Consider the following 23,197-nt stretch of genomic DNA (forward strand, 5'->3'; position numbering starts at 1 on the left):
AGAGGGGGAAGAAAATGAAAAAAATATTAACAGGTATGTTTTTGTTTATTATCTTAATGACAACTGGTAAGACATCATTTGCAAGTGAAGTTATCATTAATGATCCAAAAGTTGAAGTAGTTATTACGAAAAATGATCTAGCATTAGCGAGATTTTGGGATAAAGTTGATCATTATAATCAATTATATCTACCTGCAACATGTGGGTTATCAAGACCAGGATCAGCATTGAGTCTGTCATCGCCATACTATTTCCAAGTGAATGCATCCGTATCTGATATTTATTCAAACTATTATTTTACAAATCATAATGGGCGTATGAATATTCTTTTAGAAGAGTACTATGGACAACGCTTATTCCAGAAAACATATAAGTTCTACTTATATGAGCAAGGAACAAATAAACAAATATTAAAAATTACTCTTGATAAAGGTGATGAAGTTATTGTTCACGCATTAAATTTATCAACAAGTAAAGGGTACTATTTTAAAATAGTTCCAAATGGACAAACAAGCATTAACGGTAAAGTATATCGATAAGCTTTAGTGAAAAAAAACATCAAAGTTGATGAAGTAAAGAGAAAGGAGTAAGTTGTTCTAAGAACAACTTACTCCTTTTTTGTATAAATGAAAACCACCTGCTATGCAGGTGGTTCTAAAAAGCTTTTAGCGTGGTAATAAGATGATACTTGGAGGAAAAAGTCATCTAATATTAAGGGAAGTTATTCATAGGATAACAAGTAATAGTAAAAAAGAGTTTATTTTGTTTTGAAAGTAAAGCTAAAGGTTAGATGATTATTTATGTGGAGATGAAAAAAAGTAGGTCCTAAAGAGACAAAGAAGATGTAACTAATAAGCGTAGGTGTAAATAGGGAATTGAAAAAAATGAAATTAAGAGAGTAGCCTAGAAATCCTTTGAGGATTAAGAGGGAATGTGGTGCAGAAGTTAAGAAATTCAGAAGGCCTTTCAGGCCTAGGCCGGTAAAATAGGCTTTTAGCCGCAGAGAAAACCACCTGCTATGCAGGTGGTTCCGGAAAGCTTTTAGCGTGGTAATCAAAAGGTACTTAGAGTAAAAAGTAGACGAATATTAAGAGAAGTGAGACAAGAGGTAGAATGTAATTATAAAAGAAGATTTCACTTTATTTAGAAAGTAAGGCTAAAGGTGACAAGATAATTCGTGTAAAAATTCGATAAGCTGGTAGTCAAGAGATAGAAAAGAGGTAACTGGTCTGATGACGCTTGAATGAGTGGTTGCTGAAAAACAAGATGAAGAGAGTAAGCAAGAAATCCTTTGAGGATTAATAAGTGAATGTGGTGCAGAAGTTAAGGACTTCAGGAGGCCTTTCAGGCCTAGGCCGGCAATAGAGGCTTTCAGCCGCAGAGAAAACCACCAGTTCACACTGGTGGTTATATTCTAGTATACTTATAAATTACCTTTATTTTTTCTTAAATCTTCCACTTCTTCACCTGTTAATCCCGTTTTCTTTGCAATCATCTCATTATCTAGTACATCTAATAGATTTTTTGCAATTTGTATCGCCATATTTCGTTCGCCTTCAGCACGACCTTGGCTAATTCCTTTTTCTATTCCTTTTCTCTCTGCTTCATTTAAGGCACTAATTTTATCTTTTAAAATTTTTGCACGCATTTCATAGATTTGTCGCTGCTCACTATCGTTACTCATCTTAACAAGTTCATCTTTTGCTTCACGGATTTCCTCGATATTCATCTCTAAGCTTCTAACAATTTCGCTTTCTGGATTAATTAGAAACTCCGTCCATGCAACAAGCATATCGGTGGCATCAAGATTTTTCGGTAGCTTAGGTATTTCAATGAAGTGAACCTCTAGTACGTCCGTTAATTCTTCATGTGTGTCAATCTCTTTAAAACGATACCCGGTATGATAGTTTTTAGACTTTAAGTATTTAAAATTCAAAATATTAATACAAACTGTACGGTTTAATTGTGAATAGTCCTCACCTGATGTTAACTGTTCTTCATACATTTTACTTAAATAGTATAAGCTTCGTTTAATCATATTATATTCGTTTTTTAACTGGATTTCGATATTAATTATTTCATCATTACTTGTTTTTGCCTTAACGTCCAACCTTGAATATTTATCCTCTATAAACTGCTTACCAATCTCAGTTCCTTGAAGTTCCACACTTGTGATTTTATTGAGTGGTTTTAAAACGGCATTTAAAAATGAAATTAAAACTTTTGGATGTTTTGGTGAACCAAAAATATTTTTAAAGACGAAATCTACCTTTGGATCTAATAAACCTTTTCCCATATGTCACCTCTACTAATATTTTTAAAAGTTATATTTAATATTATTATAGCCTATAAATTAATGACATCAAACTGATGAAACACTTCTTTTTACATACTTCTTATTCTTTTAACTCAAATCTTCATAAAATAAAACAATTTTTTTGTAAAATGGCTAAAATTAGTTAAAAAAATGGAGGGAGAGTTGACGGGAATATTCATTCATATCATAATTAGTATAAGTACCTAAAAATAGTGGGTATGGGAGTAAGGAGGAAACATATGTTTGATCATTCGAATTGTGGGATTGGGGCCATTGCCAATCTAGATGGGGCATATAGTCATGAAATTATTGAACAAGGGATGACTTTATTAAAAGCCCTTAGCCATCGTGGTGGAACATCAAAAGATGGAACAGGGGATGGATGTGGCATCCTATTACAAATCCCAAAACATTTTTATCACAAAAAATATGGAATTAGTGGGCCATTTGCGGTCATGATGGCATTCTTGCCAAAAGAAATTGAAGATCGCAAAGTAGCCGTTGACAGTATCTATGAGGCTGTTCATCATTTTAATATGAAAGTCATTAAAGAAATTGAAGTACCAGTTGACTCAACATTTTTAACGCCGACAGCCAAAAAAACAGAGCCAATTCCAACTCAATTTATCTTTGATATGACTAATTATGATGAGGCCATGTTATATAAACTTCGTCGTCGTATTGAACAACACTTTAAAGATGCAAAATTATCAGATCGAGCATGTTATATTTTATCATGTTCATCACAAACGATTGTTTATAAAGGGTTATTACGACCAGAAGAGCTTCCAAACTATTATTTAGATTTAAAAGATGAAGATTTTACCTCAAATTTCTGTATCGTTCATCAACGATTTAGTACGAATACAAAACCTTCATGGAATTTAGCGCAACCATTCCGCTACTTAGCACACAACGGGGAAATTAATACTGTGTCAGGGAATATTAAATGGTCAAATGCGCGTGTGGGATTAGCGACTCATCAAGAAGTGTATCCAATTTGTAATGAGAGACACTCAGATAGTGCGAACCTAGACCGAACACTCGAAGCACTTCTTCATGAAAACTTCGAGTTAGAAGATGCAGTGACTCGTTTATTACCAAAAGCTTATGAGCAAGATGCACGATTAAGCGATGACTTAAAAGCTTATTATGAATATAGTGGATTAAAACAAGAAGCATGGGACGGACCAGCAGGGGTAATCGTCTGTGATGGTCATAAATTAATTGCGACCCTTGATCGTAATGGATTACGTCCATTCCGCTACATTCAAACGGAAAATCAAATTATTTTAGCCTCTGAAATCGGAGTTTTAAATACACCACTTGAAGACATCAAAGTCGCAAGTCGTATCCAAGCAAGTGAAATTCTTTGTGTGGACTTAGATACACAAACGATTACGACAGATGCAGATATCAAAGCAGTTTTAGCGACACAACAACCTTATCGCGAGTGGTTAAGTGAGAAAGTCATTAAACCAAATGCGACGCACAACTTCTGTCCAGATATTCAGAACTTTGAAGAAAATGAGAAAAAATTTGCTTACACAAAAGCTGAATATTTACAAGAGTTAAAATCATTAGTCGAGACTGGAAAAGAAGCCATTGGCTCATTCCCTTATACAGCGGCTTTAAATTTATTACAAGATCGTCCACAATTATTCTTTGATTTCTTTAAACAAAACTTTGCTCAAGTCACGAATCCACCATTAGATTCGATTCGTGAAAAATCAGTCTTCTCATTAACTTCCAGCTTAACGTCTGTTACTTCATTACATGATGGTAAACTCGATTTCCCAGTTTATGAATTTTCAACACCGTTAATCACGAGTGATCAGTTTGAAGCCATTTTAAATGAGAAGCAATTTAATCCAGCGATTATTAGCTTAGCTTGCCAAACAACCCTTTGTGAATCGATTGAAATTTTCAAAGCTAATATTAAAAAGACGGTTAATGAAGGAACAAAGGTCATTATTTTAGATCAAGAAGCAGCGGGAAAAGTTATTCCGTCATTAATGGCAACGACGGTGGCACATGATGTATTAGTTGACTTAGGAAAACGTCTAGAAGTTCGTTTAGTTGTGAAATCGGCAGATGCACGTTTACCAATTCATCATGCGATGTTAATTGCTTATGGAGCAGACGTTATTTTTCCATATTTCTGCTATGAATATATTGCGCGTCAGGTAGAAAATAAAGATGAAGCATTGAGTACTTATATTAAAGGATGCGATGCTGCTTTATTAAAATTAATGGCGAAGATGGGGATTGCAACGATTGCTTCTTATCGTGGATCAAAAGTATTTGAAGTCGTTGGTCTAGATGAAGAAGTCACATCTTTATTCACAACAAAAGCTTCTATTTTTGGTGGAAAATCATTTGAAGACCTTGATGCCAATCTGCTTGGAGAAGGTCTTGACTTAAATAAAGTAAACGAATATCAAAATATGGATTCAACTTTCATGAACCATGCTTACTCGAAAAAGTTCATTAAAGAGATTAAAGCAGCTGTTGTTGCGAATGATTATGATGCGTTCAAAGCCATTATGGAAGCCGAGCGTAACCGTAAAATCAACTTACGTGACTGTTTAGAATTGCAGAGTGAGACTCAATTACCACTTGAAGAGGTACAAAGTGAAGAAGAAATCGTTCGTCAATTTGTTGCCTCAGCCATGTCATATGGGGCCTTGTCGATTGAAGCTCATCGTACGATTGCTCGTGCGATGAACGAACTAGGAGCGGCTTCAAATAGTGGTGAAGGTGGAGAATTGGTTGAGCGTTTTGGGACAATCACAGCCTCAAAAGTGAAACAAGTCGCATCAGGCCGCTTTGGAGTGACGTATGATTACTTAAGAAGTGCCCAAGAAATTCAAATTAAAATGGCACAGGGAGCAAAACCAGGAGAGGGTGGACACTTACCAAAATCAAAAGTCGATGAACATATCGCCCGTGTTCGCTATGCGAAACAAGGAGTAGATTTAATTTCACCACCTCCACATCATGATATTTATTCAATTGAAGATTTAGCTCAATTAATTTATGATTTACAAACAACAAATCCAAGCGCAACGGTGAGTGTGAAATTAGCCTCATTAGCTAATGTTGGAACCATTGCGAATGGAGTTGTTAAAGCGGGTGCAAAAAAAGTTGTTATTTCAGGATTTAATGGCGGAACCGGAGCTTCTCCAAAATCATCATTAAAATATACTGGGCTACCATGGGAGTATGGATTATTCCAAACTCATAAATCATTACTTGAAAATGATGTACGTCATGAAACGCTGATTCAAGTAGATGGACAAATTAAGTCAGGATATGATGTTGTTTTAGGATCAATCTTAGGAGCGGATGAATTTGGATTCGGAACGATGTGCTTAGTCATGGTAGACTGTATTGGATGTAAGCAATGTCATACTGGAAAATGTCCAGCAGGAATTACGACACAAAATGAAACATTACGTTCACGTTTAAAAGAGGATCCAACAATGTTAAAAACATATATGACATTTGTTGCTCGTCAAACTCGTGAATTAATGGCTAATTTAGGTGTTCGCACGTTAGCAGAGCTTCGTGGACGTACAGAATTGATTCAAATTCCAACAGAAAATGCATATCATTTAAAGCTTGACTGGTTAGAATCATTACCAGTGACACAAGAAATGAATGTGGTGAATCCGACACTTAATGCAGTCAATCTGTCAACGAATGAAGTTAATACGATTGATACGTCTTTAAGAACACTTGGGGTTCAATTTGTGAGTGAGGAAGCACGTACATTTAAAACATATGGCTATGCGGGACAAAGTTTTGGAGCTCTTATGAATGAAAGTGTTGAGTTAATCCATACAGGCTATGCAAATGATTATGTTGGGAAAGGATTAAGCGGTGGACATATCACGGTTAAAGCAGACGAAACGACACGTAAAAAAGCCGATCAAGATCCGACTTATACAAATCATCACTTAATTGCTGGGAACACGATTCTTTATGGAGCAACATCAGGAACATGTTATTTAGAAGGTCGTGTTGGAGAACGTTTTGCTGTTCGTAATTCAGGAGCAACAGCCGTCAACCACGGAATGGGTGTTCATGCTTGTGAATATATGACAGGCGGGGTTGTTGTCTCACTTGGATCGGTTCAAGCGAATGTTGGAGCCGGAATGACAGGTGGATTACTATATCTATACAAAGCAAAATATTTAAATGAAAAATTAAATGAATCTTATGTTAAAGCATTTGACATGAAAAATCGTCATATCGAGATTTTAAAAGAAATATTAGTTGATTATGTCGCAAAAACAAACAATCAATTAGCCACACAAATTTTAAATAACTTCGAACACGAAGTTTTAAACTTCACCCTCGTCACATCAGCTGACTATTATCAATTAGAACTATAACTAAAAGGGACACCTCGTTTGAGATGTCCCTCTTTAAATTTCTTATAATTCATTACTGATTTCTTTGTTTAGAATTTGATATCACGACTTTATCAATGTTTTTATTATTTTTTTGAAAATAAAGTTTGAAAGGTAAGCGGGTAATAATAACACGTATAGAAAAAAGAAGACCTCACCTGTAGACTGAAAGTACAGATGAGGTCTCTTTTCTTTTAGATTCCTTTACAATATTCTTGAACATTTTTTGCCCATGGTAAAAAGTCCTCCAAGAGCTTTGGTTTCATTAAAAACTCAACATTTGGTAGGTGTTCAAATAAATAAGTTAAATACTTATAGACATTTAAGCCATGTTCCTTAGCCGTTTCGATGACGCTATAAATGATCGTATTGGCTTCAGCCCCTGATAAGCTTGTTGAAAATAAGTAATTTTTCCGTCCAATCACCACGGTTTTGATGGCACGTTCGGCACGATTATTCGATACTTCTAATCGTCCATCTTTCAAAAATGCCATCAGTTCTTTCTTTTGATTTAAAACATAGTGAACCGCAGTTTGTAACTTACCTTTCATGGGAATGAAGCTCCCTAGAAAGTCATAAAAAGCTTCGATCACTGGCTTGACCTGTAACTGACGTTGCTCATAACGCTCCTCAGGCGATAATTCCTGGAGTTCTCGTTCAATCTTAAAAATTTGGTTACAGTAGTCAATGGCTTGTTTTGCTTTCCCATTCTTCCCTGGCACATCCTTGAACTTGCGACGGGCATGCGCCCAACATCCCACTAATTCAATATTCGGTAAGTTCTTATATCCGGAATAACCATCACAATGCAGGTAGCCTTTAAATCCATCGAGTAATTGTTCAGCGACGACTCTTGCACGAGTTAAATCTGCGTGATAATAAACGATGGGTGTTTCGCATTCTTTACCTGTTTGAATTAACCAGATTCGTGCTTGAGAGGTTGGGTCACGTCCATCCGTTCGATTTAACACTTGATAGTGTGTTTCATCGGCATGAAGAACTTCTTCTTTTACTAAGATTTTGGCGAAATAATCGTAAAGTGGGCGTAACCAATCATTGGCGACTTTGATCATCCAGTTCGCCATGGTGCGTCGACTTAATTCTAAACCATACGTCTTCCATTCTTTCTCTTGACGATAAAGGGGGAGGCTTAATTCATACTTTTGATGAATCATCCAGGCTAGAACACTAGGCCCAGCTAAGCTCCTTTGGATCGGTCCTTTAGGGACTTCAGCACATTGAATGGGCTGTGGTTCATAGAAATCATCATGACAATCACACTTATAAGCGTGTGAATAGTACACTTTTTTATATAACTTGGCTGGGATAAAACAAACCTCTTCACGAATAATTTTCTTTCCTATCGGTTTCATCTTTTCACCACAAGACTCACATTGGCAAGCTTCATCGTGTAACTCACAGTGAACTTCTTCAATCGGTAAATCTTTGGTTAACTCGGCTTTACGACCGGATACCTTACGTCGACGATACGTGATTTCTTCTGTGGGTTCAGTCTTTGTTTCGTGGTTTTCTAAATGAGGATCCTCAAAAAGTGAGAGTTGATTGGGATCAACTTTAGTTTTCTCGCTTGAGGATCCAAAAAGCTTTTTTGTTAGAAATTCTACTTGTTCCGTTAATTGTTGAATTTTTAGAGTCTGCTCAGTGATTTGTTGATCTTGTTGAGTGATTCGTTGAGTTTGTTGATCCAGTTTTTTTAATAAGTTCTGATTTTCTTTGATTAGTTTTGATTCAAACGTACTCAACGGTGCCACCTCTTTTTCTAAATGATTCATGTTAGGCTTAGTATGCCCAAAAGTAGATAGAAAATACAGGTTTTATTACCATTTTATAATGATTTAAATCAGACATCCTGTTTGAGCTGGTTTAATGGCTTTAGGTTGTTGGATAGATAAGCCTTCAAGTAGCCAACGAAGCTCCTGACTCGTTAATTTTTTGACTTCTTCTTGGTTTCGTGGCCATTGAAGGTTACCCTTCTCAATCCGTTTATATAATAAGATAAAACCGTCTTTATCCCAATAAAGGGCTTTGAATCGATCTTTTTTTCGTCCACAAAATAGGAAAAGGGCATCGTTAAATAAATCAAGATTATACTTGTTCGTAATGATACCTGCTAGTCCATCAATGCCACAGCGCATATCAGTGTGACCACAAACGATGGGTCACCTACCATTTACGAAGTAAATATCTCCTCCACTGGTAGGGAATAAATATGTTTTGAACATTCGAGAAATTAACGAGCATATTTAGACATCTCCGCTAAAACGGCATGTAAGATATGTTTATCAACTCCGTTATAAAACGTCGCTTCAGCACCGTTTATTTTGAAGTAACATGAAGGGATATCGGTATAGCGCTGATCAGATGAAGGTTGATTCAACTGAACAGGAACAATGATCGGATTTTCTTTCATAAAAAAATTGACCTCCTTTTCTTTGATAGCTTCATTTTAGCTCAAAGTTGGAGGTCAAAATAGACAGGTTTATATTACCCGCTTACTTTGAAAGAATACTTTAATAGGAAGTGGATTAGAGTTTCCTAGAAGTATAGTTGGAGCTTTTTTTAGCAGGATATTTATTAAACAAATTGAGTTAGCTGTATCAGATGAAATCATAGGAACATGGATTTTAGGCGCACTTTTAACTTATCCATTATCAACACTGGTACTTGGAAAAGAAGTGGCGGTCTTGGTTTATCTCGTTCTATTTCAATTAGTTTGGGAGAAGTGAATCTAACAAAAAAGACTGGCTAGCGTCCTAGCAGTCTTTTTGTTAGTGTATTCTATGGTTCGATATGCGTTAAAGGTTAATGTTTTTGTTCTTTTTTCTTTGTTGTGACACCTGTTCCAGGAACAGGTTCACCAGGTTCATAAATTTTACCTGGTTGTTTCACTTTCTTTTCATTATACTTATGCATTTTACCAGACATCGTAATTCACCTCCATAATCGTTATCATTTACTAAAATGATAGAACTAATCCATAAAAGTAAAAATAATCAGATCATTAGATAAGAGAAAAAAATTAGATGTATTAAAAATAATGGTAATCATTCTAAATTTTATAAATTAACCTTGCTGTTAAAGAAAAAATATGGATAAAATTCGAAAAAATATTTTAATTATGGAAAAAATATTATAAAATGTATGTGTAAAGTGAATATATTGGCAAATCTAGGGAAATCTAGAGGCGCAAAGCTAAAGGGGCTAAGGTTTATATAAACTATGCCAGCCAGTTGCCGAAGAATGATAATTCTTTGTATTTCATAAAAGAAATAATAACAAGCTTTGAACAGGCTTTTTTTATGATGTTTTTTTGTGATATTGAAATAAGATGGCAACTACCTTTTATAGGTAGTTTTTTTATTCTTAGGCGTGGTACCCTTCTTGCTTATATAAGCAATAAGAGAAATGAGTAGTTTTTTATCACTTTCGAATTATCATTAAGAAAAAGGGGTAAGATCATGAAAAAAAGTTTACCGAGTGTATTAGCATTATCACTAATTATCTCAAATTTTTCGCCAACACTAAGTGTATTCGCCAATGAATGGCAAACACAAGTGAAAGTTTCAGAAGAAGAAACTAAAGAAAATAAAGTGAGTGAAGCGATTGTTAGAGGCTTTGCATTAAATAGCTATGATAACTTTAATGCTTACAATGAAAAGTATCGCGTCTCACGAGATGAGATAGTCTCATTCTCAAATAATGGGGGACAATATAATTCAAGTTCGTTAGATAAAGCATTTGATAATAATTTATCAACTCATTGGGAAACTGGAACAAAAAATACTTCCTCATTTATCAATGAAGTGATTATTGAATTTAATCAGATTAAATCTATTGATCGTATTGTTTATGCCACTCGATAAGATGTGGCTAAAGGAAAAGGATTCCCAAATGAATTTGAAATTTATGCTTCGTTGTCTGGGGAAGATGATGATTTTCGATTAGCTGTTACTGGAAGTCATACTACAACAGGAAATATGATGGAGTTTAAGTTTGATACGATTCAAGCTAAAAAAATTAAATTTGTTTTTAAATCAGCTAATCAAGATTGGGCCAGTGCATCAGAATTTTGGTTCTATAAAGAAGATGCACTTCTGAATCAAATGAATCACATTTTTACGAATGAGTCTAAAAATGAACTAAGTGAAGAATTTAATACCATTGAGAAGTTAAATGAATTTGAGGTTCTTGCACAGCAACATCCATTTTATGATGATTTTAAAGAGGATATTGCTAATGCTCGAATTTTATTAGAATTAACAGAAGTTAACTATATGAATGCGATGATTTCAACGTTTACTTCTTTTGATGATGAGAGATTAGAGGCTTATGATGCATTATATAAAGTGCCTTCTGAAAAAATCACAAGTATCACGACGAATGGTGGTCATTATGCAAGTCATAGCATTTTAAATGCAATGGATAATGACATCAATACAAGATGGCATTCGAGATCTCAAAATAGTTCAAGCCATACGAATGAAGTTATTATTACATTAGAAGAATTAACAACAATTAATCGCTTAATGTATTCAAATAATCACTCTAGAGGATATGCCCAAGCATTTGAAATTTATATCTCAAAAACATCTCAAGGTGATACATTTGAAAAAGTAACAGCTGGAGAGATGGCGATTGATACAAAAAATACGATGGAGATTTTATTTAATCCAACAGATGCACGTCGTATTAAATTTGTGTTTACAGAAGGATATGAAAACTGGGCAATTGCTTCTGAGTTTGGAATTTATAAACCAGATAGTATCTCTGAAGTAATGGATCGCTTATTCATAGATAAGACTATGAGTGAATTAAACCCGGAATTTGCTACAATTGCAATGATAGAATCATTGACTGAACAGGTAAAAAATCATCCATTTGCCGATGAGTATATGGAAAAGTTGAACATTGCTAAAGAGTTAATAGAATTTGGTACCATCCAATCGGGAACTTCTAATGTAAGTAAATTTACACCATTCTATACAGAATATATCAAACAATATGATGAGATGTTCCGTGTGCCTATTTCTGCGATTAGTAATAATGGTGGAAATTATCCAGGAGCCCCACTTCAATATGCAATTGATGAAGATGTCACAACACATTGGGAGACTGGGAAACCTAATAGTGATACATTTAAAAATGAAGTTATTTTAACGTTAGAAAAAACAACAGAAGTCGATCGTTTAACTTATAAAGCTCGAACGATTAATAAAGGATTCCCAACAAAATTTAGTATCTATATTTCGCCAGTTGCTACAGGGGATAACTTCCAAAAAGTTTCGGAAGGTCACTATGCGGTGACAAATGACCTGTTAGAAATCAAGTTTGATTCAACAAAAGCAAAGCGTATTAAATTTGTTTTTGAAGAAGCTCATCAAGATTGGTCATCTATTGGAGATATCCGTGTTTATAAGGAAGATGCTACTGCAGATCAAATGAAAAATCTATTTACAAATGGACTGATGAATGAAGTATCTGAAGCTTTTAATACAATTGAAAAATTAGAAATTTTAGAGAATAAAGTGAGTGAGCATCCATTAGCTTCTATTTATCAAGAAGATATTCAGTTAGCAAAAGATATTATTAATAATGAATTACAAACGGTAAAAACAGTTACCGTAGAGCAACATGGTGACCGAACTGCACACAGTAATCAGAATTTAAAGTTTGGATTTGGAAATAATAATCAACCAACTGGAGTGTTGGCGAAACCAGGTGATACAGTTGTTGTTTATGTTGATGCTGAACCAGGAAAACCATTACCTCAACTGTTTTTCTCACAGCAAGAGGGAAGTTTTGCAAACTGGGGAAGAACGGTTAGTTTACATGCTGGAAAAAATGTCATTACAGTGCCAGAAGTCACTCAAAATGATGGGTGGTACCATCATTCAGTAACACCGGGTGGAGCGGTATATATTGTTAATCCTTATACAGAGGAGCAACAAGGAAAGTCACCAGTTATCCGATTTGCTAAAGGTGTTGAAGTATTCCCAATGATGGATAAAAATACAGATGAGCAAGAGTTTTTACAGTTATTAAAAGATTATAAAGCGCGATTAGATGCAGATAAAAAAGCAAATCCAGATGTTATGAATCGTCAAATGATTGATATCGTTGAAATTGTATCTGATCATTTAGTATTCACGGGAACAGCAACCGGTGCATATGAAGCCTATGTGAACCAAGAGTTTAGTCCACTTCAAACTGTAAACATGTATAATGACCACATGGATTTAGTATTTGAATATTTAGGATTGGATGGTAGCAATGAATTAAATGATGTGAAGTATACGCGTGAAAATATTCGTCTAGCTCAACCATTTGGATATATGTATGCTTATACAAATCATATCGGGGTTCAAGGCGATGTTATGGTTAGTATGTTAACGAGTGTCGGTGGTTGGGGTGTTGACCATGAAATGGGTCATCGATTAGATATTGGAGTTCGAACAATCGGAGAAGTTACAAATAACATGATTCCACAGAATTCATCGTATTACTATAATAAACCAGATAAGCGTATCCCATTTGAAAGTCATATTTATAAAAATGTAATTTCCAAAGATAATAATGAGTATTATTCAGGTTCATACTTTGAAAATTTAGCAGTATTTTGGCAATTAGAAATGATTTATCCTGGTTATTGGGCTAAACTTAATCGACAATATCGTGAGAACAATGTTGTATTAGATTCACAAGATTCAGCAAACGATAAATTAAATCAATTAGCAAAATACTCAAGTATTGCGTTAGAGTTAGATTTAACTGAACATTTTGAACGCCATGGGTTCTTTGTTTCAGATGAGACAAAAGAATTTGTCAGCCAATATAAAAAACCAGAAGTTAAAACGTGGTATGCAAATTATGACTATATTGAATATAAAGGAAATGGCTTTGAAAAAGAGACAGGATTAGTGGTTGAACGTTTAACGCATGGTGAACATAATCAGTTAGTATTCAAAGTAAATGCTGATGTTGCCGCTGATGTTTTAGGATATGAGATTTTTAAAGATGAAGAATTAATCGGATTTACTTCAACAAATAGTTTTATTGATACAACGACTGAAGTTGGAGAAGCGGTTGAGTACAAGGTAATTCCTTATGATAAGAAGTTAAATCCAGGTGAAGAAGTTCATCTTCATTCATTAGCGCCGACAATTATGACTAGTCAAGAAAAGGTAATATTCAAATTAAATGAGGCATTTGAACCGATGAATCTTGCAAAAGCTTATACATATACTGGTGAAGAGATGACGAATGCAGTAACAGTTAATCATTCAGTTGATATGAGTCAAAAAGGAATCTATCCAGTCACTTTCATGGCCGAAGATCAAGGAATGACAACGGCTAAAACTATTAAAGTCGAAGTGGTTAGTGACTATGACTATTTATCAGATATTGAATGGACAGATGTTGAAACAGTATGGGGAACACCACGACGAAATGAAAATATTAAAGGTCGTATAAATGGTGACATTCAAACCTTTGAACAAGGATTTGGAATTCATGCGAATGGAAAAATAACGTATGATTTAACAGATTTAGACTATGATCGATTTGAAGCATTAATTGGGGTAGACATGAATATTGCCTCTCAATTAAATTCAAGTTTACAAGTGAAGGTTATTGCAGATGGTCAAGTTTTAGCAAAGACGCCAATTTTAAAACATGCCGATAATATGGTATCTGTCGATGTGCCAGTTAAAGGAGTTAAGGAATTAGTAATTGAGATAAATGATGCAGGGAATGGAAATACGTCAGACCATGCTATAATCGCTAATCCGAAATTAATTACAAATAATGCCAAACCGCAATTAACAATTCCAAAGGATGCAGCTGTGAAAGTAGGACAAAAATTAGAAGACATTATCGGTACATACACGGCAAAAGATGCTGAAGATGGAGAATTAACAGGATCAGTACAAGTATCAGGAGCAGAAAACGTTAACTTCGATTGTCCAGGAAAATATACAATTACTTATACTGTTACAGATTCAGATGGGAATCAAGTTGAAAAAACTCGTACGATTTCAGTCGTTGATATGAATGATTTTACGTATCTAACAGATTACGACTGGAAATCAGCAAATCAAAGTTATGGAAGTGCGAAAAAAGATATCTCTGCAAGTGGAAATACCTTGAGATTAACAAATGAAGATGGATCAGTAGCGACTTATGAACACGGAATTGGTGCTCATTCAACGTCAACGATTATCTATGATTTAAGCGATAAAGATTATCAATTTTTCAGCTCATATGTTGGGGTCGATCGTCAAATGTATGGTTCAGTCGGAAGTGTTGTTTTTCAAGTTTATGTTGATGGGGAAAAACAGTTTGATAGCGGATTAATGAATTCAAGAGACCCACAACAGTATGTAGAGGTTAATTTAGCAGGTGCGAAAGAATTAAAACTTGTGGTGACAGATGGTGGAAATGGTGACGGATCAGACCATGCAACATGGGGAGATACAAAACTTCATTTTGCTAATAGTGAACGTGAAGAAATTAACCGTGAATCATTAGATACTTTATTAGAAGAAATTGACTCACTAACGGCTTCTGATTATACTGAATCATCGTGGTTAAACTTAATGCAAGTTCTTCAAGAAGTAACTACACAATTAGCAGCGGGATATAATCAAGAAACAATCAATCAATTAACAGCTACTTTACAAGAAGCTTACGAGAAACTAGAAAAGGTTGTTAGTTTTGATGAATTAGTTCAATTAATTACAACTGTAGAAGAGATGGACTTATCAGCTTACACGTCTGAAAGTGTTGAACAGTTACAAACTACTTTAGAGCAAGCAAAAGCATTAGTAGAAAATGCAACACTTCAACCAGAAGTCGATCAAATGATTGAAAAACTTCAAACTGCAATTAATCAATTAGAAAAATCAGAAGATTTAAATCAAGTGGTTGGGATTAAAGATGACTACTTAAAAGCTGAAATAATCAAAACGTTAAACCTTCAAAAAAATGAAGTAACAGTAGGTGATCTATTAAATTTAACATCACTTACGTTAAGTAATCGTGTTAAAAATTTAGAGGGATTACAATATGCTAAAAACTTAGAGAGCCTTGTGTTCCCTCATGCTGAAGTCACAGATTTATCTCCCTTAAAAGATTTAACAAAACTAACAAAAATTGTTGCAGATTGGCAAATTATTGAGGGAGGAATGTTAGAGCGTACAGAAAATAAAGTGTCTATTGATCATAAAGTAATTAACCGTCAAGGTGAGCGTGTTATTCCATCGAGTATTATGGTGCGTCATAATCAAACCTTTACAGAAATGCCTATTGATTTAGCAACAAGTATGAATGAAAATGGTGTAATCTCATTTGATACCACTTCATACGAAACAGGGAGTTACTCAGTATTTATCGCATATGAAAATGAAGCAGATAATTACCAAGCTCAAGTCTTATATATGTTTAGAGTAGAATAGCACTAAAAATATATTTATATAAGTCCAGATAAATTTTCTTCATAGAAAATTTAAGCCCTACTAACGGTAGATACATTTTCTTCGAAAATGGTAGGTGACCCAAGCCCTAATAGTAGGGAATTAGATTTCTTTCAGAAATCGTAGGTGACCCATTCCCTAGCAGTGGAGGATTAGATTATCTTTGATAATCGCCAGGTGACCCCTGGACGATAGTTGGCCTTGAACTTAAAAAGGACTAGAAACTGAGGATGATTCTGAAAATGTAGATTATTTCTCTGTTTTTATATAGTTAAAAACCTAGTAGTTTAGCTACTAGGTTTTTTCAATATCAAAAAATTTTATAAAAATTGTATGATATTGAAAAAAAGAAACAGAAAACTTTAAAAAGATAATAATAATGGTAAAATGATGTCATAGCTATTTATTGAAATGAGGTGTTAGTCATGCTAGAACAACTGAAAAAGAATAAGCAATTATGGTTAAATTGTTTAAGTATATTCATTGTCGGAGTTGGATTAATCTTTATCTATTATATTTTAAAGAATTTAGGCCTGATTACTAATCAGATTCATACATTCATCTTATTAATTCGTCCGGTTATTATTGCTTTTGGAATTGCTTATGTTTTAAATCGACCAATGATATATATTGAAAAAAAGCTAAAAGACTTAAGTCGCAAAATATTTAAAAAGGAGCTAGCATCAGGTGCTAGTCGAGGATTCACCATTTTACTTTTATTCATCCTTGTAGTCGGGTCTATTTACGTTTTATTTAATAGCATTATTCCACCAATTATGAAAAATTTACGATTATTATTAGAATCATTACCAATGTTTCAAGAAAGTATGAATTATTACATTAAAGAGTTAGGTCCGTATGTGGAATCCTTTATTAATCAACAACAAATTGATCAAATATCGAACTTTATTACTAATTTACTAAGTGCGATAGGGACCCAAATCTTACAGTTAGGAACTGGAGTCATTACGAATGTAACTGGATTTGCCATTAGTACGTTAACAACGATTATTTTGTCGATCTATTTCTTAAAAGATAAAGAAATCTTAATTAATTCGGTGGATAAAGGTGCTCAAGCATTATTATCACCAAGACTTTTAAAACGTATGAAACAACTGCTTCATGATTTAGATGTAGTGTTTGGTGGTTTTTTAATTGCTCAATTAATTGCAGCAATCCTAGCTGGAGTATTCTCAACATTAATTTTATTAGTCATTCGTCATCCATTTGCCATCTTAGTTGGACTTGTAACAGGAGTCACAAATGTTATTCCATACATCGGGCCAATTTTAGGAGCTTTGTTAGGTTGTGTCCTGGGGTTATTCTCAAGCTTAAATTTAGCCATCTTATCATTAATTTTATTAACCATTTATCAACAATTAGATGCAAATGTTATTCAACCAAAGTTATTAAGTAATAGTGTTGGATTAAATCCAGTTTGGGTCTTAATTGCTATCTTAATTGGTGGACACTATTTAGGAATGGTTGGAATGATTGTTTCTATTCCATCAGCGGCTTTAGCACAAATTTATTTAACACGCCGCTATCATCGACTTAAAAATCAACAAAAAATATAACAGCTATTTCTAATAGATGTTTTTAACTTAAAGAAATTTATTAAAATTTAATATATATAAGTCCAGATAAGTTTTTCATATCGGAAAACTTTTAGCTGGACTATAGTCTGTCTTAGTATTAAAGCAATCGATTAACTAAGACTGATATAGAATGATGAAATACATTTCTGTTTCTATATAGCTACCATGTTAACTTTCATCCTTAGTTTAGAGGAAATAATATAATCATTAGAATGAGAGGCGTCCTAGCCTATAAAATTAAAAAAGCTCATCAACTGCTATTTGTTGATGAGCTTTCTTTTTATATATTTTCTTGTTTCAAAGCGTCGATAATGTTTAGTTTTCTTATTTGAATGAGTGAGTACCACATCGATAATCCAACAAAAATAAAGATTCCAAAGATAGCAATGATAAATGAAGACCAGGGTAGAGTAAATGGTATTTCAAAATTTGATTTTAAAATTTGATAAACGATGTACATTAACCCGATACTGAGTGGGATTCCATATAATAATGCTTTTAATCCATAAAATAGACTTTCAAATCGAATCATTTTATTAAATGATTTTGAATCCATTCCAACCGAGCGAATCATAGCAAATTCACGCGTACGAAGAAGCATACTAGTTGTAATTGTGTTAAACACGTTCACGAGACAGATAAGCGTAATTAAACAAATGAATCCATAGGCAAAAATTGAAATTAATAGTTCTAGCTGTTTCTGTGACTCATGCGACTTTTGAAGACTAAAAATACTAGGCATTGTTAATGAATTAGCTTCCTGATATAAATTGACGATTTCATTCTCTAATGTAGAAGTATCATCACTTGTTAAATAGAGAGATAAATTGCTATAACCTCCGTCAAATACACCTTGCTCAAACATCCCTTCAATAGCTGATAGAGGAGTAATTACAGGGATGTTATTTGAAAGGAAATCGTAAGTTATTCCCATAGGTAGCTCACTTGTATAACCAAGTACGTTAAATTGATATTCGTTTGAGTGAAAGGTTAAATGATCGATTTCTTTTAATAGATTAACCTGCATATATTTATTATCTTTTAAGAATTGGTTTGTATTAATGACAACGATTGGAATTGTTGACGAATTACTTATTTCATTATTTTGATCAATATAACGATTGAAGACATCATCTCGTATTCCATAAATTTTTAATTCAAACTGATTGAGTAAAGCTGAAAAGTCTGTATCTGATTGTTCGCCTTTTAAAAGTTCAATTGCTTGTTCAGTTAAAAGATCTTCTGTAATTGAAGTGTAAGTGTAAGCTTTTTGAATATAGTTATAGTCTTTGACACTTGGTAAGCTAACAATTTCATCGATTAAAAGACTTTCTGAAGAATGACTTAGAGCGTATCCATAATCAGTACTATCTCCACTCATGTATAAATCATAATTAATTGTTTCCAACGTTAAATTATAAGCAGACTGTAAAGTATTTAAAAAATAAGTGGTTATTAAAAATAAAGAAAAACTTAAAATAAGGGAAAAGACAGTTGCACGATAGCGGCGTTTTTGGCGCTTAATATTTTTAAGAGCTAAATCACCTTCAATTCCAAAGATCTTTGAGACTACTTTTGATGTTTTGACTGCTCGACGTGGAATTTTCACTTCAGTATTTTGACGAATTGCAATCATCGGTGAGACCTTTGCTGCACGACGAGCAGGAATCCATGCTGAAATAAAAATAGTTAAGATAGAAAATAAAATCGCAATAATAATGGAAGGAGCAGAAATGACGAGTCGAAGCGCGATCGTCATATTAGCGGCTGATTGAAAAATAGGATTAACAAGATTGAAAGTGACTCCCATTCCAATTGTTCCAAATAAAAGTCCTAGTGGAATGGCAATTGTTCCAATCACAACACCTTCAAACAAAATCGCGCTACGTTTTTGAGCTTTTGTTGCCCCAACACTTGCAAGCATCCCTAAATGCTTCATTCGCTTACTCGCTGAAATAGAGAAGGCATTATAAATGACACTCACAGATCCTATCATAATCACACACATAAAGAAGAAAGCAAGGGAATAAATCATCAGATTCATTGAATCATTTCCTGTCACACCGTAAAATCGTAATAACTCTTTATTAAAGGCAATCATTGGACTCTCAGTTGCGTCTTTAGGAACATTTGCTTCACTTGCTACTTGCATCGCATGGTTATAAAGCTTTGGTGTAATATGACTTAGTTGCACGGAAACATCTACACTTGAAAGAGTAGCATCTAATTCAGAATCTAAAGCAGTAATCACCGTAAAAGCAGGGCCCCATGACGAAATGTAGCGTGGTTCAGAAGTAATTCCAACAATAGTGAATGTATATTCTTTTGTATCAACTAATGTTTCTATGTTACAGTCACCTCCCCAATCACTTGGAGATAAATACTCTCCAAACTCATTCACACGTTGACCAACCGTCAAAGTAATCGTATCCCCAATTTGATAATTAACACCGCTATTATAAATTGCATCTTTTGATAAGAGAATCTCATGTGAATTAGCAGGGAAACGTCCTTGAATTAAATTAACAGGAAAAGCTTCTTGTGCAGATTCATTAAAAGCAAGAAGATGAAAATAAGGTTTACTAGAATACTTATTCTCATCTAAGCGAGCATGCCCAAGTGATTGAGAATAGAAAGTAGCTTTTGTATCTGAGTCATTTTCAATCACAGATAAAGATTCTTTCGGAACATCTTCATATAAAACATGCCAGTTTCCATCGATTTGAATCGTGCGTCGTTGAAGTAAATCCATAAATGATGCTGCTGAAGTGGCAACGGCTGTGATCATCGTCACCGATAAAATAACTCCAATTAATGTCACTAATGTTTGTCTTTTATTTTCTTTTAAATAACTAATCGTTAACTTTTGAATAATGTTCATCGACGAATCACCTCATCTTTCATGATGCGACCATCTTCAATTGAAATGATACGATCAGCTTGTAAAGCAATTTTCTCATCATGTGTAATAACAATTAATGTTTGATTATATTTTTTATTCGATAACTTTAATAATTCTAAGATCTCCTGGCTGTTCTTCCCATCTAAATTTCCAGTAGGTTCATCGGCTAACACAAGTGCAGGGTAGTTAATCAGTGCACGTCCAATTGAAACACGTTGTTGTTGACCACCTGATAATTCATTAGGAAGGTGATTGACACGTTCACTTAGGCCGAGTGTTTTTAATAATTCATCTAATTGAGCTTCATCAACCTTACGGTGATCAAGAAGTAGAGGAAGTGCAACATTTTCACGTACATTTAATACAGGCATTAAGTTATAAAATTGATAAATTAATCCGATTTGTCGGCGACGAAATACAGCTAACTGTGTCTCATTTAAGTCATAAATATTTGTTTGATCAATATAAACATTCCCACTACTTGGATAATCGACTCCCCCTAAAATATGAAGTAATGTTGATTTTCCAGAACCTGAAGGTCCAATAATCGCAACGAACTCTCCTTTATTAACGGAAAAACTAATATCATCTAAAGCTTTAACGGCTGTTGGTCCTTCGCCATATACTTTACTAACATGTTCAACTTTTAAAATTTCCATTTCTAATCCTCCTTGTTTGATTTGATAACTTAAGTATACCGTTCGAAGGTGACAGCTTAGTGACTAAAAAAGTGACAGAATAGTCACTTAAACAATGAGTTTATAAAATTTTAATTTAAAGGTTGTTCCAACACCTAGTATACTTTCGACTAATATATCACCATTTTGTTCATTAATAATACTTTTGGCCATGGCCAGTCCAATCCCGACGCTATCACGATTTGCATTTTTCCCACGATAAAATCGTTTAAATAAGTACGGAAGATCCTCTTTATCAATTCCTTCCCCATTATCTTTAATTGTAATCTCTGTATAAATCGGATTTTTTTGTATATTTACTTGAATCGTTCCACAAACGGGCGTATGTTCAATCGCATTTTTAAAAATATTAGTTAATGCCTCAACAGTCCAGTGAAAATCACCGACAATTTTGCACTCGTCTCCTTGAACGATAAACTGTTGCTCTTTAATTTCTAGTGGAATCATTAAAGGTTCAATCGCATGTTGAATTAAAGTTTTAACTGAGAGTATCTCTTGTTTAAAATCAGCAGTTTTTGTATCGAGCTTCGCAAATTTTAATAATGAACTGACTAACCACTGTAAACGATCGAGTTGAGTTTTATTTTGACTTATAAACATCAGTCGTGTTTGTTCATCTAAATTGGGATCAGCTAATAATTCATTCATCATACGCATCGAGGTTAATGGTGTTTTTAATTGATGAGAAATATCAGACATGGCATCTGCTAAATACTGTGTTTCTTGTTCAAGTAACTCATTTGCTTCTTTGAGCCGTAACGTCACTTTATACAGTTCACTTTTTAAAATACTAAGTTCACCTTCTTGATTATCTCGAATTTCTAATTCATAATGTCCAAGACTGACGCGCCGTAATGTTTCAGAAAGCTTCGCTATTTGAATGTATCGCCAGCGATGATACATAAAAAAAGCAATCCACATTAACACCTGCATCCCTAATACAAAAAGCCCTAAGCGTACATTCACGATCAGACAAACGATAGTTACTAAACACATTAAAATAAATTGGATACTCATGAAGATGAAAAATTCTTTATTTCGGCTCATTCCTTCACCTCTAACTTATAGCCAAGTCCTCGGACGGTTTGAATTAAAGTTGGTTTTTGTGGATTGTCTTCAAGTTTTTCACGAAGACGCTTAATATAAACTGTTAGAGTATTATCGTTCACAAAATCACCAGCCACATCCCAAATGCTATCAAGTAGCTGAACGCGACTTAACACTTGATTTTTATGATGAACAAGTATCAAGAATAAACGATACTCAAGTGCGGTTAACAAAACTTCTTTGGAATGTTTATATACTTTAGCTTTAGCCAGATCTAAACTGACATTGCCAAATGTTAACGAACTTGGTTGTGCTTGTGTCTTGCCGCTACGGCGAAGCACAGATTTGATACGTGCAATTAACTCCCGAATACCAAAAGGTTTTGTAATATAATCATCAGCTCCTAGTTCTAATCCCATCACAATATTAACTTCAGCGTCACAAGCAGTTAGGAAAATAACAGGTGTTTGAGTGGCATTTGAACTTTTTAAAAACTGACACACTTCATAGCCATCACCGTCAGGTAATCCAACATCTAAAAGCAACAAATCGAACGTCTTTTGGTTTAATAATGCTTTAGCCTCTTTAACCGTACCAACTGATTGAACCTGAAATCCTTCTTGTTTCAAGGCAAAACTTAATCCCATAATAATTGATGAGTCATCCTCAATTAATAAAATTTCCATCAAAATCCATCCTTTCGCATTAGTTTTATTATACCCATAA

15 protein-coding genes and 1 riboswitch are annotated in these 23,197 nt (G+C 34.1%); of the genes, 6 read left to right on the forward strand and 9 right to left on the reverse strand.

Annotation, left to right across the window (positions count from 1 at the left end):
- Nucleotides 1–14 precede the first annotated feature (14 nt).
- Entirely contained in the window at nucleotides 15–539 is a 525-nt protein-coding gene (locus J0J69_RS11655; protein WP_212724473.1) for a hypothetical protein, read from the forward strand.
- A gap of 884 nt (nucleotides 540–1,423) precedes the next feature.
- Here the strand turns inward: J0J69_RS11655 and J0J69_RS11660 are convergent.
- Nucleotides 1,424–2,296, reverse strand: coding sequence for an Rpn family recombination-promoting nuclease/putative transposase (locus J0J69_RS11660; RefSeq protein WP_212724472.1), 873 nt, complete (start codon nucleotides 2,294–2,296; stop codon nucleotides 1,424–1,426).
- A 260-nt stretch (nucleotides 2,297–2,556) separates the two neighbouring features.
- Between J0J69_RS11660 and gltB the strand changes: the two genes are divergently transcribed.
- Nucleotides 2,557–6,717, forward strand: a complete 4,161-nt coding sequence (gene gltB / locus J0J69_RS11665; protein ID WP_212726167.1) for a glutamate synthase large subunit — start codon at nucleotides 2,557–2,559, stop codon at nucleotides 6,715–6,717.
- A gap of 212 nt (nucleotides 6,718–6,929) precedes the next feature.
- Here gltB and tnpC read toward each other — a convergent pair whose 3' ends face one another.
- The 3 genes from tnpC to J0J69_RS11680 form a co-directional block, all read right to left on the reverse strand.
- Nucleotides 6,930–8,528, reverse strand: a complete 1,599-nt coding sequence (gene tnpC, locus J0J69_RS11670; RefSeq protein WP_256637870.1) for an IS66 family transposase — start codon at nucleotides 8,526–8,528, stop codon at nucleotides 6,930–6,932.
- A gap of 63 nt (nucleotides 8,529–8,591) precedes the next feature.
- A complete protein-coding gene (gene tnpB / locus J0J69_RS11675; protein ID WP_305888119.1) occupies nucleotides 8,592–8,912 on the reverse strand; it encodes an IS66 family insertion sequence element accessory protein TnpB in 321 nt (106 codons plus the stop codon).
- Nucleotides 8,913–8,986: 74 nt separating this feature from the next.
- On the reverse strand, nucleotides 8,987–9,166 hold the full coding sequence (locus J0J69_RS11680; RefSeq protein ID WP_212723809.1) for a hypothetical protein: 180 nt from the start codon (nucleotides 9,164–9,166) through the stop codon (nucleotides 8,987–8,989).
- 103 nt (nucleotides 9,167–9,269) lie between these two features.
- On the opposite strand from J0J69_RS11680, the gene J0J69_RS13570 reads away from it, so the two are divergent.
- On the forward strand, nucleotides 9,270–9,482 hold the full coding sequence (locus J0J69_RS13570) for an energy coupling factor transporter S component ThiW (protein ID WP_082417984.1): 213 nt from the start codon (nucleotides 9,270–9,272) through the stop codon (nucleotides 9,480–9,482).
- Between the two features lie 76 nt (nucleotides 9,483–9,558).
- Here J0J69_RS13570 and J0J69_RS11685 read toward each other — a convergent pair whose 3' ends face one another.
- Nucleotides 9,559–9,681, reverse strand: a complete 123-nt coding sequence (locus tag J0J69_RS11685) for a hypothetical protein (protein WP_256637878.1) — start codon at nucleotides 9,679–9,681, stop codon at nucleotides 9,559–9,561.
- A gap of 226 nt (nucleotides 9,682–9,907) precedes the next feature.
- A riboswitch (cyclic di-GMP riboswitch) is annotated at nucleotides 9,908–9,994 on the forward strand.
- A 220-nt stretch (nucleotides 9,995–10,214) separates the two neighbouring features.
- On the opposite strand from J0J69_RS11685, the gene J0J69_RS11690 reads away from it, so the two are divergent.
- The 3 genes from J0J69_RS11690 (at nucleotide 10,215) to J0J69_RS11700 (ending at nucleotide 17,803) form a co-directional block, all read left to right on the forward strand.
- Nucleotides 10,215–10,619, forward strand: coding sequence for a glycoside hydrolase family 6 protein (locus J0J69_RS11690; RefSeq protein ID WP_237252737.1), 405 nt, complete (start codon nucleotides 10,215–10,217; stop codon nucleotides 10,617–10,619).
- A 3-nt stretch (nucleotides 10,620–10,622) separates the two neighbouring features.
- Entirely contained in the window at nucleotides 10,623–16,208 is a 5,586-nt protein-coding gene (locus J0J69_RS11695) for an NPCBM/NEW2 domain-containing protein (protein WP_256637879.1), read from the forward strand.
- 443 nt (nucleotides 16,209–16,651) lie between these two features.
- On the forward strand, nucleotides 16,652–17,803 hold the full coding sequence (locus J0J69_RS11700) for an AI-2E family transporter (protein WP_055305797.1): 1,152 nt from the start codon (nucleotides 16,652–16,654) through the stop codon (nucleotides 17,801–17,803).
- Between the two features lie 301 nt (nucleotides 17,804–18,104).
- Here J0J69_RS11700 and J0J69_RS11705 read toward each other — a convergent pair whose 3' ends face one another.
- The 4 genes from J0J69_RS11705 to J0J69_RS11720 form a co-directional block, all read right to left on the reverse strand.
- Nucleotides 18,105–20,705: an ABC transporter permease gene (locus J0J69_RS11705; RefSeq protein WP_212726112.1), complete on the reverse strand. Its 2,601-nt coding sequence runs from the start codon at nucleotides 20,703–20,705 to the stop codon at nucleotides 18,105–18,107.
- Nucleotides 20,702–21,385, reverse strand: a complete 684-nt coding sequence (locus tag J0J69_RS11710) for an ABC transporter ATP-binding protein (RefSeq protein WP_055305795.1) — start codon at nucleotides 21,383–21,385, stop codon at nucleotides 20,702–20,704. Before J0J69_RS11710 ends, J0J69_RS11705 begins: the two co-directional genes overlap by 4 nt.
- 87 nt (nucleotides 21,386–21,472) lie before the next feature.
- Nucleotides 21,473–22,471, reverse strand: a complete 999-nt coding sequence (locus J0J69_RS11715; protein ID WP_055305794.1) for a sensor histidine kinase — start codon at nucleotides 22,469–22,471, stop codon at nucleotides 21,473–21,475.
- Nucleotides 22,468–23,157 carry a response regulator transcription factor gene (locus J0J69_RS11720; RefSeq protein ID WP_055305793.1) on the reverse strand — a complete coding sequence of 230 codons (690 nt, stop codon included), beginning with the start codon at nucleotides 23,155–23,157 and terminating at the stop codon, nucleotides 22,468–22,470. Before J0J69_RS11720 ends, J0J69_RS11715 begins: the two co-directional genes overlap by 4 nt.
- Nucleotides 23,158–23,197: the final 40 nt, after the last annotated feature.

The organism is Turicibacter bilis (assembly GCF_024499055.1).
Lineage (GTDB): Bacteria > Bacillota_I > Bacilli_A > MOL361 > Turicibacteraceae > Turicibacter > Turicibacter bilis.

What these genes read in the sequence shown, in the direction of transcription:
- J0J69_RS11655 (WP_212724473.1), top strand. Translation starts at nt 15, where the DNA reads ATGAAAAAAATATTAACAGGTATGTTTTTGTTTATTATCTTAATGACA.
- J0J69_RS11660 (WP_212724472.1), bottom strand. Translation starts at nt 2,296, where the DNA reads ATGGGAAAAGGTTTATTAGATCCAAAGGTAGATTTCGTCTTTAAAAAT.
- gltB (WP_212726167.1), top strand. Translation starts at nt 2,557, where the DNA reads ATGTTTGATCATTCGAATTGTGGGATTGGGGCCATTGCCAATCTAGAT.
- tnpC (WP_256637870.1), bottom strand. Translation starts at nt 8,528, where the DNA reads ATGAATCATTTAGAAAAAGAGGTGGCACCGTTGAGTACGTTTGAATCA.
- J0J69_RS11680 (WP_212723809.1), bottom strand. Translation starts at nt 9,166, where the DNA reads ATGAAAGAAAATCCGATCATTGTTCCTGTTCAGTTGAATCAACCTTCA.
- J0J69_RS11685 (WP_256637878.1), bottom strand. Translation starts at nt 9,681, where the DNA reads ATGTCTGGTAAAATGCATAAGTATAATGAAAAGAAAGTGAAACAACCA.
- J0J69_RS11690 (WP_237252737.1), top strand. Translation starts at nt 10,215, where the DNA reads ATGAAAAAAAGTTTACCGAGTGTATTAGCATTATCACTAATTATCTCA.
- J0J69_RS11700 (WP_055305797.1), top strand. Translation starts at nt 16,652, where the DNA reads ATGCTAGAACAACTGAAAAAGAATAAGCAATTATGGTTAAATTGTTTA.
- J0J69_RS11705 (WP_212726112.1), bottom strand. Translation starts at nt 20,705, where the DNA reads ATGAACATTATTCAAAAGTTAACGATTAGTTATTTAAAAGAAAATAAA.
- J0J69_RS11710 (WP_055305795.1), bottom strand. Translation starts at nt 21,385, where the DNA reads ATGGAAATTTTAAAAGTTGAACATGTTAGTAAAGTATATGGCGAAGGA.
- J0J69_RS11715 (WP_055305794.1), bottom strand. Translation starts at nt 22,471, where the DNA reads ATGAGCCGAAATAAAGAATTTTTCATCTTCATGAGTATCCAATTTATT.
- J0J69_RS11720 (WP_055305793.1), bottom strand. Translation starts at nt 23,157, where the DNA reads ATGGAAATTTTATTAATTGAGGATGACTCATCAATTATTATGGGATTA.